The 14,884-nt window shown below is 50.5% G+C and carries 13 protein-coding genes; all 13 read right to left on the reverse strand.

The genetic code is table 11. The features are described 5' to 3' along the window. Nucleotides 1-2: 2 nt before the first annotated feature. The gene (gspE, locus tag ACN5NT_RS15585; protein WP_136796475.1) at nt 3-1,688 is read right to left on the reverse strand and encodes a type II secretion system ATPase GspE; all 1,686 of its coding nucleotides are present in this window, start codon (nt 1,686-1,688) and stop codon (nt 3-5) included. Nucleotides 1,689-1,737: 49 nt separating this feature from the next. Further along, a complete protein-coding gene (gene gspD / locus ACN5NT_RS15590) occupies nt 1,738-4,038 on the reverse strand; it encodes a type II secretion system secretin GspD (RefSeq protein WP_419176031.1) in 2,301 nt (766 codons plus the stop codon). 120 nt (nt 4,039-4,158) lie between these two features. Next, on the reverse strand, nt 4,159-5,013 hold the full coding sequence (locus tag ACN5NT_RS15595) for a type II secretion system protein N (RefSeq protein WP_419176032.1): 855 nt from the start codon (nt 5,011-5,013) through the stop codon (nt 4,159-4,161). Nucleotides 5,014-5,019: 6 nt separating this feature from the next. Then, entirely contained in the window at nt 5,020-5,922 is a 903-nt protein-coding gene (gene gspN, locus ACN5NT_RS15600) for a type II secretion system protein GspN (RefSeq protein ID WP_419176033.1), read from the reverse strand. 2 nt (nt 5,923-5,924) lie between these two features. After that, nucleotides 5,925-6,479, reverse strand: coding sequence for a type II secretion system protein GspM (gene gspM / locus ACN5NT_RS15605; RefSeq protein WP_167495709.1), 555 nt, complete (start codon nt 6,477-6,479; stop codon nt 5,925-5,927). Nucleotides 6,480-6,513: 34 nt separating this feature from the next. Beyond that, nucleotides 6,514-7,992 carry a type II secretion system protein GspL gene (locus ACN5NT_RS15610; RefSeq protein ID WP_419176034.1) on the reverse strand — a complete coding sequence of 493 codons (1,479 nt, stop codon included), beginning with the start codon at nt 7,990-7,992 and terminating at the stop codon, nt 6,514-6,516. Between the two features lie 52 nt (nt 7,993-8,044). Continuing rightward, nucleotides 8,045-9,052, reverse strand: coding sequence for a type II secretion system minor pseudopilin GspK (gspK, locus tag ACN5NT_RS15615; RefSeq protein ID WP_419176035.1), 1,008 nt, complete (start codon nt 9,050-9,052; stop codon nt 8,045-8,047). After that, nucleotides 9,052-9,765: a PulJ/GspJ family protein gene (locus ACN5NT_RS15620; protein ID WP_419176036.1), complete on the reverse strand. Its 714-nt coding sequence runs from the start codon at nt 9,763-9,765 to the stop codon at nt 9,052-9,054. The genes gspK and ACN5NT_RS15620 overlap by 1 nt, the downstream gene beginning before the upstream one ends. After that, a complete protein-coding gene (locus ACN5NT_RS15625; RefSeq protein WP_419176037.1) occupies nt 9,762-10,208 on the reverse strand; it encodes a type IV pilus modification PilV family protein in 447 nt (148 codons plus the stop codon). Before ACN5NT_RS15625 ends, ACN5NT_RS15620 begins: the two co-directional genes overlap by 4 nt. Next, nucleotides 10,195-10,758, reverse strand: a complete 564-nt coding sequence (locus ACN5NT_RS15630) for a pilus assembly FimT family protein (protein ID WP_419176038.1) — start codon at nt 10,756-10,758, stop codon at nt 10,195-10,197. The genes ACN5NT_RS15625 and ACN5NT_RS15630 overlap by 14 nt, the downstream gene beginning before the upstream one ends. Nucleotides 10,759-10,770: 12 nt before the next feature. After that, complete coding sequence (gene gspG, locus ACN5NT_RS15635) at nt 10,771-11,235, reverse strand: type II secretion system major pseudopilin GspG (protein ID WP_275942954.1); 465 nt, start codon at nt 11,233-11,235, stop codon at nt 10,771-10,773. Nucleotides 11,236-11,240: 5 nt separating this feature from the next. Next, nucleotides 11,241-13,370 (reverse strand): delta-60 repeat domain-containing protein, encoded by a 2,130-nt coding sequence (locus ACN5NT_RS15640; RefSeq protein ID WP_419176039.1) that lies wholly within the window; start codon nt 13,368-13,370, stop codon nt 11,241-11,243. A gap of 167 nt (nt 13,371-13,537) precedes the next feature. Continuing rightward, on the reverse strand, nt 13,538-14,761 hold the full coding sequence (gene gspF / locus ACN5NT_RS15645) for a type II secretion system inner membrane protein GspF (protein ID WP_419176040.1): 1,224 nt from the start codon (nt 14,759-14,761) through the stop codon (nt 13,538-13,540). Nucleotides 14,762-14,884 lie beyond the last annotated feature (123 nt).

A 14,884-nucleotide genomic window follows, 5' to 3' on the forward strand; every position in this document is an offset into this window, starting at 1 on the left:
ATCTACTCCTGGCAGACACGGTATACTTCTTCAATGGTCGTCGTGCCTTCCAATACCTTTCGGGCACCATCATGCCGTAGCGTAACCAGGCCATTCTCTTCGATCGCCCGTCGCCTGATTTCGTTTGCGTCTGAAGTAGTTAGAACACAGCTCTTCATGTCCTTGTTCATAAGCAATAACTCAAAAATCCCCTGCCGTCCCTTATAACCGGTATGGTGACACTTGCCACACCCCTTGCTGCGAAAAATCTTCGTATCCCGATATTTGTCGATATCCAAACCTATCTTCATCAACTCCTCCTGATCGGGAGTATACGGCTCCTTACAGTTTTGACAAAGCACACGAACCAGACGTTGAGCCAGGATGGCATTGATTGATGAAGCGATCAGAAAAGGTTCGATCCCCATATCCCGTAAACGGGTAACAGCACTCGGGGCATCATTGGTATGCAGGGTGGAAAAGACCAGGTGACCGGTAAGAGCCGACTGGATTGCAATTTCGGCAGTCTCTGTATCACGGATCTCCCCCACCAGAATAACGTCCGGATCCTGGCGGACTATTGACCGCAGACCTGAAGCGAAAGTGAGATTGATTTTAGGGTTCACCTGCACCTGACCGATACCACTGATCCGGTATTCAATGGGATCTTCAACGGTAATTATATTAATATCCGTGTTATTGATGGAGGTGAGTGCAGCATACAAAGTAGTTGTTTTACCAGAACCGGTGGGACCGGTAACTAACACTATGCCGTTCGCCGCCTTAATCTGCTCAAGGAAGCTTTTCAGTCGATCCTGCGGCATGCCGAGATCCGACATTGAAATCAGCACCGAGGACTTATCAAGCAGACGAAGCACCACCCGTTCACCAAAAGCAGTGGGCAGGGTCGAAACACGAACATCGATCTCTTTGTTGCCCACTTTCAGCTCGATTCGACCATCCTGGGGAAGTCGTTTTTCAGCAATATCAAGCTTAGCCATGATCTTCACACGGGAAACCAGAGTCGACTGGACATGCTTGGGCGGGCTGAACATGTCGTAGAGAATACCATCCAGCCGTTGTCGTATCTTCAGGCTGTTCTGGTACGGCTCGATGTGTATATCCGAGGCTCCGTCCCGCACGGCCTGGGCGAACATGAAATTGACCAGGCGAATTACCGGAGAATCACTGGTATCATCCAGCAGATCGCCGACCTCCTCAATCTCACTGAACAACTGCTCCGGATCTTCCTCATCCATATCCTGCATAACCTCTTCTGCCGTATCCTGGGTCATGTCATAGGCATAATTAATGGCACTGACAATAGCCTGATACGGACAGATGACGGTTCGTGCATTTCCTAACCCTAAGACCCGGCGCAAGTCATCTACCGGCTGAAAATTGGTCGGATCGTTTATAGCGATAAAGGTATCGTCGGCGACAACGATCGGTACAATTTTATATTTTTTAAGGAAACTGATCCCGATTTTTTCGGTGAACTCTGTCTGAATCTCCGGCGGCAGGGCCAGTTTCACCTCAATTTGCAACTGATCGCCCAGCGCCTTCAGCACGTCAAGCTCGTCAACTTCCTTGTTCCTGATCAGCAGCTCACCAATCTTTTCGTTACCGGTACGCCCGTCTATGGCCTCATCAATGGCCTTATCCGTCAGGTTACAGGTCTCTTTTAAAATTTCGCCAAGTTTTTTCATGTTGTACCGTAGCTCATCAATACCTTAAAAACAGTCACAGTACGCTGGCCTACCTGCGGTTCTGTGTCTGGCGCAGACGCTCTATGTTTTCCCTGGCTATCTGCACCAACGACAACCCTTCCTTGCTCGAGTCACTGGCTTCAAGCGCAGTGGCAGTGGTACCGGTGGTAATCACCTTCTGGTAATATTGAGCCGCCGCTGGATAGTTGCCCTCACGCTCTTCAATTACACCTATATTCAGAAGTGTGTAAGGATTCTCTGGGTCTAATTCCAGCGCTTCTTCAAAATATTCGCGGGCCTCGACGTTGCGCTCCTGAACAAGGTATTCAAAACCACGCTCGGTAAGAATCATCGCGTGATTTTTGTTCGGCACCCGGTAAATGGTTTCCTTGGCTCCGGGCATGACCTCTTCCATTTTGTCTTCCTTTTTCAATGTTACACTGGCGATATCTGCAGGGTTACGAATAATCTTCGGTGTAATGAAGATAAACATATTTGTCCTGATGGTGCTTGTGGCCTGGGACTTGAATAACCAGCCCAATCCGGGAATATCACCAAGCAGGGGCACCTTTATTTCTGTGAGGTTTGAATCCTCACCTATAATACCGCCGATAACCACCGTATCACTGTCGTTCACAACCACAGTGGTACTGGCGGTTCTGGTAAACGTCGTCGGAGTCAGGTCAAGACTGCTACCCTTGAGTCTGGTGATCTCCGTCTCAATCTCCAAACGCATGGTATCGGCAAGATTGATTCGGGGCGTGATTGTCATCTTGGTGGCGACATCACGATACTCGTACTGGGTATAATCCTGCTGGGCATCTGTGGTATTCTGACTGGTGATGTACGGTACATTCTCACCAACACTGATCGCAGCCTGTTTATTGTCTGTGGTCAGTATCTGCGGGGTGGAGATGATATTGATATCGGCATCGCTCTTGTAAGCATTTAACACTGCGCCGATATTGGGAAAAGTTACACCACCAATTTTAATTCCCTGCTTGATCACACCGAGAGTAAAGCCATCACCTAGACTTGGATCATCGCCATTTATCCCACCAAGAGTACTAAATGGATTCTCAGAGTTACTGGAAAAACCCGACGCCAGAACACCGGTGTCATCCGCGAATGTACCCCCAAGGGCCCATTCAACCCCAACCTCAAAATCCTTTGCGGCGTTCACCTCCAGGATCAACGCTTCCAGATAGACCATCTGACGCGGGATATCGAGCTTTTTGATAACCCCTTCCAGGACATTGAACTCTTCGCGGCTGGCGGTGATGATAAGGGAGTTGGTTTCCTCATCCGCGGTTATCTTCACATCTTTGGAAATTGTCGGCGCCTTACCCTTTTCGGTCTCGGCTGTCTGGCCGGTGGGAAGTGCGGTGAGAACCTTCGCCAGCTCGGTGGCATACGCATTCTGCAGGTAATAGACATTTATATTCCCCTCACCGCGCTCAGCGGGGGTATCGAGCAATGCAACTATATTCCGAAGCCTGCGCAGCTCCTGCCTGTCTGCGAAAATGACCAGCGAATTCACCCGCTCATACGGTACCACCTTCACATCCTGGGTTGTAGCAGTACGGCCCTTGACCGTCCTGCTGCGCTGATAGATTGAACTGAGAATTTGAGCGACGGAAGTCGCTGCCGCATTCTCCAGTTGAATCACAACCACCTCTTCTTCTGTAAACTCCACATCAAGCGTTTCGATAATTGCCAGGAGCCGCTGTATGTTGGAGAGGGTCTCGGTAATAATCAGCATGCCGGACTGGGGATGGGACACCATCACCGAAGTCTTGGAGAGTAAAGGTGTAAGCACCTTTTTCATGTCGTCCGGCGAGCTGTTTTTCAAGGGCACCAGCTGGGTCACCACCTTATCCTCGGGGTGGCTGCTCATTCCCATACGAATGGTCTCAACATTTTTAGAGCGCGCCGCCGCTGCCGGCAGAATCTTGATCACGGAACCTGACTGAACAGTTGTAAAACCATGCACTTCCAGAACAGATTCAAATACCCGGTAGGCTTCTTCCTCAGAAATCTTGGTTGGTGAAAGGATTGTCACATTGCCCTGCACAGCCTTATCAACAACGAAATTCTTACCGGTAAGCTCACTTATATACTTGATAAACAGTCGAATATCGACGTTATCGAAATCAATAGTAATAAAGCGCTTGCTGTCGATGTCACCTATTGTGCCGGCGGAGGCTTGCGAAAGCCGCTCACCGGTTTGCCCATTTTCTGCCAGGGCCGGCAGGCCGCAAAGGCCAACCGTCAAAGATAAGATTGCAGAAAAGCTTATCACTTTGCCTATACAATGCCTGATTGATAGAGGTACCCTTTTACCACCCATGGAATTCTTCCTCTGATATATTTTGCTCTATCCTTTGCCGCCCCTCTTCGATATATCTCGCGGGCAATTATATACATGACAACACACTACAAATATACAGTTCACCACGTCTTCAGGCTATCAGTACTGATCCTGAGTAGTGTCATCCACTCCGTTTTCCTCTACAACACCCTCTACAACATCCTCTTCAACGTCCTCTTCAACGTCCTCTTCAACGTCCTCTTCAACACGATCCTCAACAAACTCTTCACCGACATCTTCAATACCTTCGACTTCCTCACCCTCTTCATCAGGCTCCCCGGTCTGTTCATCTGTCGGCTGGGGACGGATTATCCTGCGGGTTGGCCGGACCACCCGAGTTCGTGGCACAACCTCTCCCGATTGATCGGCACCGTTCAGGCTCGGGGTCTCAATTACCCGCCTGGTACGAATTGCAGGGCTAACGGAAACCGGCCTGCTTCCGGCTTTGGGTCCATACTGGGCTGCTTCACTCATATCGAGCATCTCATCCCTGCCGTCAAGGTTGAGGATAACCTTGCCCCTTAAAATCTCTTTTATGAGCGCCCCCTGCACATTGTCACCAACGCTGTAAATTTCCTGCTTGCGATCCTGTTTATTCAAGATAATAGCCCTGCTCTCCTCATCGCCGCCAACAGTTCCCATAAGCACTACGTCAAGGCTGGTGGCTTCAAGTTCCTCAGGTGGAGTTTCCAACTCTGAAGAACCAGCAGCCTGTGGAGGTGGCCCAAAGAGATTTCGTCTGGTTATCACACCATAGTCGACCTTGGTGGTGACCCGGGATCGTTGCCGGGACGGCTGCACCTGCTGAGCACTCTCTTCTTTGCCCCCGGGTTTTGGCATAATTACCGGATCGATTACAAAACGCTCCAAAGCAAGATACCCACCCTCAACGCCAAGCATACAGACCAGCGTGATAATAAGAAACGGCAATATATTCGAAATTCTGGAGGCCATAGCTGATCAGTTTGTCCCTCCAAAACGAAAACTCGGGTTGGCTAACGTACCGCTGACGGTGTAAGGCAGGTCATTTTTTTTGTATTGCTTCCGCAACCGATTCACGACACTGACCATTTGCGGCTTCTCCTGAAGAAAGTCCTTATTGGGCACCATGCCTCCCGCAAGATCGAGTTTCCAGCTTTGGGGAGTGTTTGCCACAACCAGGTTACCTGTAAAATTTGCTTGCAGTTCTTTGCCCTCCAAAACACCTTCATTCAGGGTCAAAACCCCATCCTGCATCATCACGACAGTATCCAGCGAGTCAAAATCCAGGGTTTTCAGGGTTAAAACAGATTGGCGCAGGGCAAAACTTCCATTAGTAATCCTCAGCACCCCCTCACCTGCCATGCCCGTTCCACTACCAACCGAGGCGTCGAAAGAATTGGAGTATTCTCCACTGAATTTCAATACGCCCTGAATGTCCCGCCTGAAAATTCTGGAGAGGGGGGCTGAACGGCTTAGATCAATGCCTGTCAGCTCAAGCGTCTTCAAGCTGTAACGTTTATCTGCGGGAGCGATTTTCAACTCAGTAGCAAAACTGCCGCCTAAAACGGAGCCGGAGACATGGTAGACAAAACCCAATCCGTCCAATTTCGGTGTTATCTGAACCTGTTGAAGAAGCAGGATATCTTCATCGTTGTCAAGACCCGACATTTGCGCCCGTCCGAGGTGGACACTTAAAGGGAAGGCATACGACATGGTCGATAATTTCACCTTGCTCCCAGGCAAAGCGGCCTCCACCTTTTTCTCCGCATACCTTAAAAACTTCTCCGTTGGAAAGCGCACCACCAGCAGCGCACTGGTAATCAACAACGCATAGATCAGATAAAACAGCAGACGGGAACCGGAACTTTTGCCGAGTACCATTATCAACTCGCCTCCACGAACGTCGCGATCTGCAGTATAACGTCGAGATAACCTTCTTCCCTGGCGCTTGTCTGGATCGAAATGCGCCTGATGGAGACGACGTTTTGCTCCGACTCCGTCTGTTTAATAAATTCCACCAGTCGCTCAAGTGTCACACTCTGCAACTTGAGTTCAACTACGGACTCGTCAAGCTCGCCGTCACCGGCAATAACCGACGGCTTCATGTAATTAATTTTCTCCTTCACCTGGGATAGCTCTGCCTGCTGGTCAATAAAGGTAAAAAGAGTAAAGTTCGCCGGGCGCTTCGACAGGTTGGCCTTGATACCACCTTCCTCCTTTCGCAATTCCAAATACTCCTGCTGCATCATCTGCATCTGCACCAGTTCCTGCTTCTTGCGCTCAATAGAATTAATAAGGCGGGCGCGAGACTCCAGATACGGCGATATTGCCAACTGGTAAACGGCCAGGCTGACAATGACTACGACCCCCAAAGCCAAGGCAAGTTTCTCCCGGCTGGACAGCTGGTCAATACCGGCTTTGTCCTTGATAGCGTTCATCAGTTTTCCGAATCTGGCTGCTGGCATGACTCTATCACAACTCCAGTTTAAGTTCGAAACGCACCTCTCCGCCCCGGGGAGCAAGGTTTGCCGAACTGATGGTCACAGATTTGAAATAGGCTGATTTTTCCAACTCTTTCTTCACATTATCAACCGTGTTGAAGTCCGTGGTTTCCGCCTTGATGCGCACATCGTCGAGATCAGCCACAAGCCGGGTTATACGAATCTGCATGTTGGCTGGTATCAGCCGGGACAATTCGGCAAGCAAGGTAAGCGTGGACAGACGCTGCGTACCATCAGGGCCTGCACTATACAGCTTTCTGGTTTCGTCTATTTTCACCTGAAGCTGCTGCACAGGATTTACCACCCGGGTGACCTCAGGCAGTGTTTCATTAAAAACACGGGTGATTTCAGTCTGCAGCCCTTCTCTTCTGCCTTTCAGCTCAGAAATCTCCCAGATTGCAAACCCGATAAACCCCACCAGCACAACTGAAAGCGGGATGGCCACTGCCAACAACTTTTTGCGGACATCCTTGAAAGCATATTTTCTCCTGAAAGTCCCCGTACGAAAATTGATCCCTTCCGATCCTTTGCCCTTGATCGTGGCCAAGGCCAGAACACGGTTCATCAATGGGGGATTCCAGGCAAGAGTAGCTTGCGGCTCGATTTTCAAGAGAGGCTGATCGCCTGCGTCATAGGCGGTGACCTCAAAAGGCAGGATGTCGGCAAGCTTTTGGAAAAGATCAGGAAGAAGCCCAATCACACCATTTACACGACAGGCTACATCGCCTTCAAGAAAGTATGAGCGACCGATGGAATAGAGGGTCTGCATCAATACAGGAGACAGATGGTCGGCAATTTTAGCCACCTTTTCAGGCTGACTTACAACCACACCTCCGGGTTCAGACATGGTGAGACCAGCAATTGCCTCTGCATCACAATCTATGGGCCGAATGAGGATTATCTGTGAGTCGTCTATGGCGATCATGGTGGCGCAACGCAACCCGATATCGAGCAGCAACGCCCGTTCAACGCCGGTAGAGATAAGATGAAGAGCGACCTCAACACCACCAATTCCGAACAACTCGGGGTCAAGACCAGCGGAAGCCAGTGCGGCCAGATATTCATCCATGATCCGGGACTCAACCATGGCAGCCAGGATCTCTGTTTTCTCATTGCCGACCGGGTTTAAGAGCACATCATAATGTTGATCCGCTATGCCCTGAATCGAAACCTCTTCCAACTCGAACGGCAATACTTTAGCGACTTTACGTCTATCGGTGAAAGGAAGACTGAGGTTACGGTACGAACACAACTCAGCCCCGATTCCAACCCTGCAGTCTCCGGTTGAATAACCTGTCTGGCGCACCAGGTCGGCAACCACCTCTTCAAGCGGCCGGTCAACTGTCGAACAGACCCCATAACTCCTGACTACGCGTGCCCTCTGCCCAACCTCCAGCAGCACGGCTGTGGCCCAGTCGCTTTGAAAATCTATGGCAAGCAGATTATCCACTTTTCACCATACCTGTTAATATCTTCGTATTTATTGCTTAAGTCATTCGACATTACTGCGACTTTTTGCTGACAAGAACTGTTTTACTGTCTTGATCGCGGACAACCACTGCGCTCATGCGCTTTCTCTGATCGTGAAAAACACCTTGAGATTCCAGCTCGAACCAAACACTTTTCGTAGACAGCAGCCCATCAGGCAATTCGATATCCCCGGGCCAGGCAGGAACCTGCCTGTACCAGTCTGCATTTTCCAGATTGTCGCGGTTCAGCTCCTGACTACGATAGTCTTCCAGAGTTAACGCCAACTCCTCAGACATCTGGGGATGCAGTGCCTGCAACAATTGCCTGGGAGCAGTATTGATATTGATCTTGCCGTCGTCCCCATAAACAGTGATAAAATCTGCAAGCCCGGGGCTTATACCATTCCCGAAAAGCAGCTCCCTGTCTACTCCCTTCACCAGCAACAACTCCTCGATGCTGGAAATCGGTCCGTTGGCCGCCTCATAGGGAGGACTAAGGGACTGGTAGTAACTGTCCTCAGCACCGAAATCAGATTCCCTCTCATCGGTATCGAGCCAGTCTACCAGGGCGTCAATAAGTTCAACGACCTGTTGCTCATCAATAGTACTAAATGTACCGGATAGGAGCAATCTCTTCAATATTTCTCTGGTTTCTTCAGAACTTTCTTCACCACCGCCTTCCGGCCGGGCCACTAAACTGTTGATCTGCAGCCTCCCCGAGTGATCGGTTATATTCAGCGCCAGAGTCCCTCCTGAAAAAAGGGTACTCAAGGTTTCGTCATCAAGTGACGCCCAGGAATCGAGCTCACTATCGAAATTGTTTTCAAGGCCGTCCGCCTCTAAAAGAGCCATGCCGATTGACAGGCCTGAACGGGCAACCCCTTTGAGGTATTCACCATCAAGCTGAGTGCGGGAGGCAAAGTAGTCCTGGCGTACTGTTTTATTAAACTGAACTGTCACCCCAATCAACAGACTGATCACCATGATAGTGATCAACAGTGCCATCCCCCGGTCGTTGAGTCGAAAGAGAGTTTGTCTCATCAGCTCTCCTCCTGCGACTCTTGCTCTTTGTGCACTTGAGGCAGCGCTATGGATGTTCGAAAAAATGCAGCTCGGCCATCCCCACTCTCAGGCAGAAAGGTGATCTCCACCCGCACAAGCACCGGCAACTCAAGGGCTGTGGTTTCGCCACCATCTGCTTCTGCTGCAGATTCCCCTCCGCTCTGCCAATCGTCTGACTGCTCACCGGTTTGTGAAAAATAACTCAAAGAAAACGACTGAAGACCTTTGCCGAGAATATCACCAGCAGCATCGTCTTCAACTGAATCCTCCTGGCCTGGAAGTTGAGGAGTATCAATTCTGATGAGCTCAAACCCGCCCGTCGCTGCTTCACGGACTTTATATTCAATGCTGGTCTTACCGGCAGGGATCTGCTCATTGGTGAAAACCAGGTGAGCAGACGACATGAACTTCAGGGTATCGGCCCGACCGTCTCCCAGCTCTTTGTTTTCTGCCTCAAAAAATCCGTCTTCCCCTGTATAGAGTGCTTCCAGGTCCTCGGTAACACGTTCGAGAATTACCCTTGCGGCCGCTGCCCGCAGCACCTGTTTATCTGTGCCGCTAATTGTATGGAATGTTGCCCTGTATGCCCCGTAGACAGAAGAGATAACCACCGCAAAAATAGCAATGGACACCAGCAGTTCAAGCAGGGTGAAACCTGCCCGGCAAGAAGACCGGAGAGTAGGTGCGGTCATTGTTGCTCCTTCTCCCTGCCGAAATAGCTCACGGTGCTGGAGAACTGCCCCTCCTGCCAGGAGATGGTGAGATCGACCCGTTGCAACGGCGGTTCGAGGTTACCGAAATCGCCTACATTGCCCAGGTCCGCATCCTGTACTTCACTCCTCCAGGCAAAACCGGGAAATGCATCGCCAAAGTCGCCCTCATCGCTTACCCAGGTTGCAAGACCAGCCTCATACTCGGCAAGCTTTTCCTGGGCCAAAAAAGCGGCCGTGGTATTAAACTTTGCTTCTGCCGCCAGTGACAGGGAACGTGATTGTGAACCAAAAAGGGAGGTCAGGGAGATGGCAATGATTGCCAGGGCGATCATCACTTCAAGCAGGGTAAATCCAGCCCTATTATGCGATGATGCACTGAACGGGGTGAAACTCAGACGGGCTCGGCTGTTACTGCGGCTCATAATATCCCTCCCGGATCTCAATTTCAGGCAGAAACGGATGCAGTACAAAACTCAGGGTCTCGCCATCACCATCTTCGAGTCGGATAACCGTTTTGTCCACATACCCCTGCCGGCTCAGCCAGAGTTCATGGACGCCCCTCGATATGTTTCCGGAAGAACGTACCCAGATATCGCGTAGCTCAACATCACCGGGCAAATTCAGCTGCACCTTCTCAGGCGGATCATCTTGGTCCGTACCCGCCTGATCTTCCGGCAGATACCAGAGACGATTCTCATCCAGGTCGATATAAATATGATATGGTTTCTGCTGGCGAACCACCAGCTCTCGAACACCGCCGACATAGCCAATCAGCTTGCGTCCAGCTGAACGCAAGGGGTCATTCAAGAGGTTGTCGCGGAGCGCAGGCACACTCACCACAAGCAACAAGCCAATGAGGAAAATTACAATTATCAGCTCAAGCAGGGTAAAACCGCAGATGCCTGAAGTTTTACCGGTAACCTTATCTCGCATTCCAGTGGGTTGCTGTCGCTCCCTCGACACGTAAAACATAGAGCGCAGAAACTACTCCAGCTCCCAGCTGTTCACATCAGCGTTCTCGCCCTCTCCACCTGCCTCACCGTCAGGGCCATATGCACTCAGATCGTAATCACCATGGATGCCGGGACTCAGGTAAACAAATTCGTTACCCCAGGGATCGAGTGGCACCTTGTTTTTCTCCATATAACCACCCTCACGCCATTTCGGCGCCAGTTTACCCGTCTGAGGAGCTTCGACGAGAGCCTGCAGACCCTGCTCAGTAGAGGGGTAGACGCCATTATCAAGCCTATACAGTTTCAACGCTGTATCGATAGCCTGAATCTGCAAACCGGCCTTGGTTCTTTTGGCCTCTTCCGGGCGTCCCATGATCTTGGGACCAATATAACCTGCCAGAATACCAATAATAACCAAAACCACCAACAGCTCAATCAGGGTAAAACCTCCCTGTGTCCGGCAACCCCTTTCCTGTCTTTCACCCTGCATATCCATAAAGGTCAGATCCTCCTTCTTTCCCTCTTTCGAGCCAGCGCCATAAACGTTATTGTTATCACACAAAGCAGCAAGCCAATCAGCCACAACCTGCCTTGCAATACCAGATAACAAAAACCTATTACCGGCATCAGCGCAACACGAACTACTGATTTCAAAAAATTATTCTGTTCAATCCTGTCTGCTATCGATGGCGAGAGATTATAATAGATTTCTATAAACTTTCTACCTGGTTTATAAGAATTTAACACTTCATCCCTGAATCTTCTCAAGACCTTAACATGTTCTTCATCTATCGAGCCATACGCGGCAGTTGCTATGAAACAGCTGTCATCTGTTTTGAAAGACACCTGGTTGCCATGGATAACAGTGTCATCTTCCAGTACCGCATACGCTCGTGCATAATAGCGCTGCCCCGGAGTAATCGGATACATATCACTGCCAAACTCTCCAACACCAGCGCCATCTTCCGTCTGTCCCGTGCGAACTGTATCATAGTTCCAGCTGGAATCGCTTGCTGGAAATACACCGGAACCCGCTTCTTCATCATCCGTTGTCACGTCATCGCTTTCACCAGATTCCCGGTAGGAAGGGTTCGGCGCGATACCGTACGCGACACCCCGCAAAATAACCGCCGGGGGCTCACACACTTCTAAACAGCTATTACAGATACTTGACCCCAGGGTCGTACACTCACTGCTGCAGGTAGTCTCGATACAGTCATCCTCACTGCTTGAGGCGACAACGGAGCCTCCGCTGGTGGCACTGTTTCGCTGAACATCCGTAACCGCAAAGGTCGTAATAGTGTAATCTTCACCCGAGACGCCTACGCCAACGCTGATATTATCGTTTGTGAGATCCGCACCATAATCCTGCAGGGCCAGATCATCATTCTCACCATTGGAGGCAAACCCGGCAACTATTACATTGCCCTCCTCACTGAGTACCGTCGAAAGGGTATCGCTCTCATATTCAGTGGAACTCAAGGTAAGATAGGAGGTCGTGATCGCGACGCCATCTTCGAGTGTTTCTTCAACCTTGATAATGATGAGATCATCACCATTCGGTGCGGTGGTAAGACTGGTGGTAATCAGCAGGTCATCCTGTTGTATTACCATCCCTGTGAGCCCGTCTGCACTGAGCGGTGACAGGACAAAACCATTATCGCCAAAACTTTCCACCAGCTCTCCCACGGCCGATACGCGGGCAATAAGCGGCTCCCGAAAACTGTTAGTGTAGGTGAAGCCCAAGGTGATAACTGAGCCGTCACTGAGGCTCAGCAGATCAAACATCCGGGTGTTGTTGTCCTCATAAACAAAGCTCAACTCCCCGGATTCGGCATAGTCATCGTCCAGTGAACCGTCAGCCTGGAACTGAACCAGGCTCGCCTCATACCGGTTGTTGGCAGTATTGGCACCGGTGGCAAGAATGGCACCGTCGTCAAGCAAAATGAGGGAATAGATGACATTGTTATACTCACGGTCAAGAAGGGCTTTACCGTCTTCACCAAAATCACTCAGCAGGTCACCGTTTCCGGCAAGCTTGATGACCAGGCTGGCCAACGGCTCGCTCGGCAGCATGCTGCCACCTCCCAGAATAATCGACCCATCTTCGGCCACCGCAACGGTATAGACATACTCGTCACTCCCTGGTGCAGGCAGGGTCTCTATTCCGTAAGCACCGAAAGTATTATCAAGTTCGCCATCCGGAGTGAGGCGCAGGACAAAGAGATCCTGGTCGCCATTTGTGCTGGTGCCGGCCACCACAATTGCGCCATCTTCCTGCAAGGCAACCGCCCGACCAACGGACTCTCCGCTACCAACGCTGAAAGTGGCTCGACCGTCGTTACTGAAACTACTATCGAGTTCACCGCTCTCCAGGTACCTGGCCACAGCGACATTTCGAACGGCACCGTTGTTGCCAAAACCAACCGCAACCAGCTTACCGTCCGGCTGCTGCACAATATCATATGCGGCATCATTATCATTGTTGAAATCCGTAAGGATAAGGCCACCTCCTCCAAGCAGGTCCTGCGCATCTACGGAAAACGCATTCCCAGGAAAAAGATAGATGGCAAACAATACCAACACTGAAAAACAAATCACTGAAACTCGCACTCTGCCAAGATCCTTCATAGGAAACTCTCCAGGTAACGTATCATTGAAATGTATGCTCTTCCGACTGGCCGAACGACCGGCCAGTCAAAATAAATTTTTCCAAATAATATTTCTTCTAAAAGCTTATCACGTAATACAGGCAGGAATAAACCAGAATTGAACAACAGAGACCCCAGTCACCACGCTCAACCGACCATCTGGTTCATTTCAAAGATTGGCAGGAGAATTGACAGCACCACAAATCCAACCGCAACCCCCATGCCGACAATCATAATCGGCTCTATCAGCGAGGTCATCCCGAGTATCGCCGTCTCAACCTCACGCTCATACGATGCGGCCACCTTTTCCAGCATCCCTTCCAGGTTTCCGCTCTGTTCCCCCACCGCAATCATCTGGACATACATTGGGGGAAACCACTGTGATTGCGATAGAGCAACAGTCATGCTGTTGCCCTTCTCGACGTTATCCATTGCCTCTTCAATAACCGCCGCCACATGGACGTTGTCGATAAGCGTCTTGACGATGTTCATTGAAGCCATCAACTCTACACTGCTGTTGAGCAGACTGCCCAGGGTAGAGGCAAAGCGGGCCAGCAGCACCTTGCGCACAACAGTCCCGATTACCGGAAATTTCAGTTTGAACAAATCCCAGGCCGAACGACCGAAAGGCAAGCTTATCAGATAGCGAAAACCGTAAATAAGCAGGGCCAGGCCGCCAAGGACCAGCCACCAGTAGAGCTTTAAAAAACCACTCAGGTCGATGAGGAACCGGGTCGGCCATGGCAGCACCTTGCCCATCTCACTGAACACCTGGGTCACATTGGGAACAACATAGGTTACCAGAATAAAGAGAATACCCGCGCCAATTACCGCCATGATAATCGGATATATCAGCGCCGCCTGCAATCTGGCCTGCAAGACCTGTTGCTTTTCACCAAATTCGGCGAGCCTCTCCAAAACCACATCAAGAGAGCCTGAAGCTTCACCGGCACGGATCATATTGACATAAATCGATGAGAACAGTTTTGGATGGTTGCTGAGAGCCTTGGTCAGGGTCGAACCCTCGTTGACGTTTTCGCGGATCTCCGCAATGACCCTCTGTAACGCCGGATTGCTGGTCTGCTCTATCAGAGAAGACAGTGCCGGAACCAGGGGAATCCCGGCACCGACCAGAGTCGCCAGTTGCCTGGTAAACACCAGCACTTCTTCGGGACGGACCCGCTCGAAGAGGCCGATGCCGGAACCTTTCCTGCCAGTCCCTCTGGTGCGGCCCTTACTTCGCTTAATCGAGACGGGATAGGTACCGGCTGATCGCAGCTTTGTGCGGGCCTGGGCTTCACTTTCGGCGTCTATGATACCCTTGACATCCTTCCCGGCACTGTCGAGTGCCTTATACTCATAAACCGGCATTTACTAGCTCTTTGTTTTCCTGATCTATTTCAATTTATCCTATGGGCCTCAAGGTCATGTTATGGGGTTATGACGAGAGTTACAATAAAAAAGAAAGAGAGATGGAAAATTTGATGTTTTTAC

It is taken from the genome of Desulfosediminicola sp., assembly GCF_048381775.1.
GTDB lineage: Bacteria > Desulfobacterota > Desulfobulbia > Desulfobulbales > Desulfocapsaceae > Desulfopila > Desulfopila ganghwensis.

Excerpts from the sequence above, each read along its gene's own strand:
- gspE (WP_136796475.1), bottom strand. The coding sequence starts at position 1,688 with ATGAAAAAACTTGGCGAAATTTTAAAAGAGACCTGTAACCTGACGGAT.
- gspD (WP_419176031.1), bottom strand. The coding sequence starts at position 4,038 with ATGGGTGGTAAAAGGGTACCTCTATCAATCAGGCATTGTATAGGCAAA.
- ACN5NT_RS15595 (WP_419176032.1), bottom strand. The coding sequence starts at position 5,013 with ATGGCCTCCAGAATTTCGAATATATTGCCGTTTCTTATTATCACGCTG.
- gspN (WP_419176033.1), bottom strand. The coding sequence starts at position 5,922 with ATGGTACTCGGCAAAAGTTCCGGTTCCCGTCTGCTGTTTTATCTGATC.
- gspM (WP_167495709.1), bottom strand. The coding sequence starts at position 6,479 with ATGAACGCTATCAAGGACAAAGCCGGTATTGACCAGCTGTCCAGCCGG.
- gspK (WP_419176035.1), bottom strand. The coding sequence starts at position 9,052 with ATGAGACAAACTCTCTTTCGACTCAACGACCGGGGGATGGCACTGTTG.
- ACN5NT_RS15620 (WP_419176036.1), bottom strand. The coding sequence starts at position 9,765 with ATGACCGCACCTACTCTCCGGTCTTCTTGCCGGGCAGGTTTCACCCTG.
- ACN5NT_RS15625 (WP_419176037.1), bottom strand. The coding sequence starts at position 10,208 with ATGAGCCGCAGTAACAGCCGAGCCCGTCTGAGTTTCACCCCGTTCAGT.
- ACN5NT_RS15630 (WP_419176038.1), bottom strand. The coding sequence starts at position 10,758 with ATGTTTTACGTGTCGAGGGAGCGACAGCAACCCACTGGAATGCGAGAT.
- gspG (WP_275942954.1), bottom strand. The coding sequence starts at position 11,235 with ATGGATATGCAGGGTGAAAGACAGGAAAGGGGTTGCCGGACACAGGGA.
- ACN5NT_RS15640 (WP_419176039.1), bottom strand. The coding sequence starts at position 13,370 with ATGAAGGATCTTGGCAGAGTGCGAGTTTCAGTGATTTGTTTTTCAGTG.
- gspF (WP_419176040.1), bottom strand. The coding sequence starts at position 14,761 with ATGCCGGTTTATGAGTATAAGGCACTCGACAGTGCCGGGAAGGATGTC.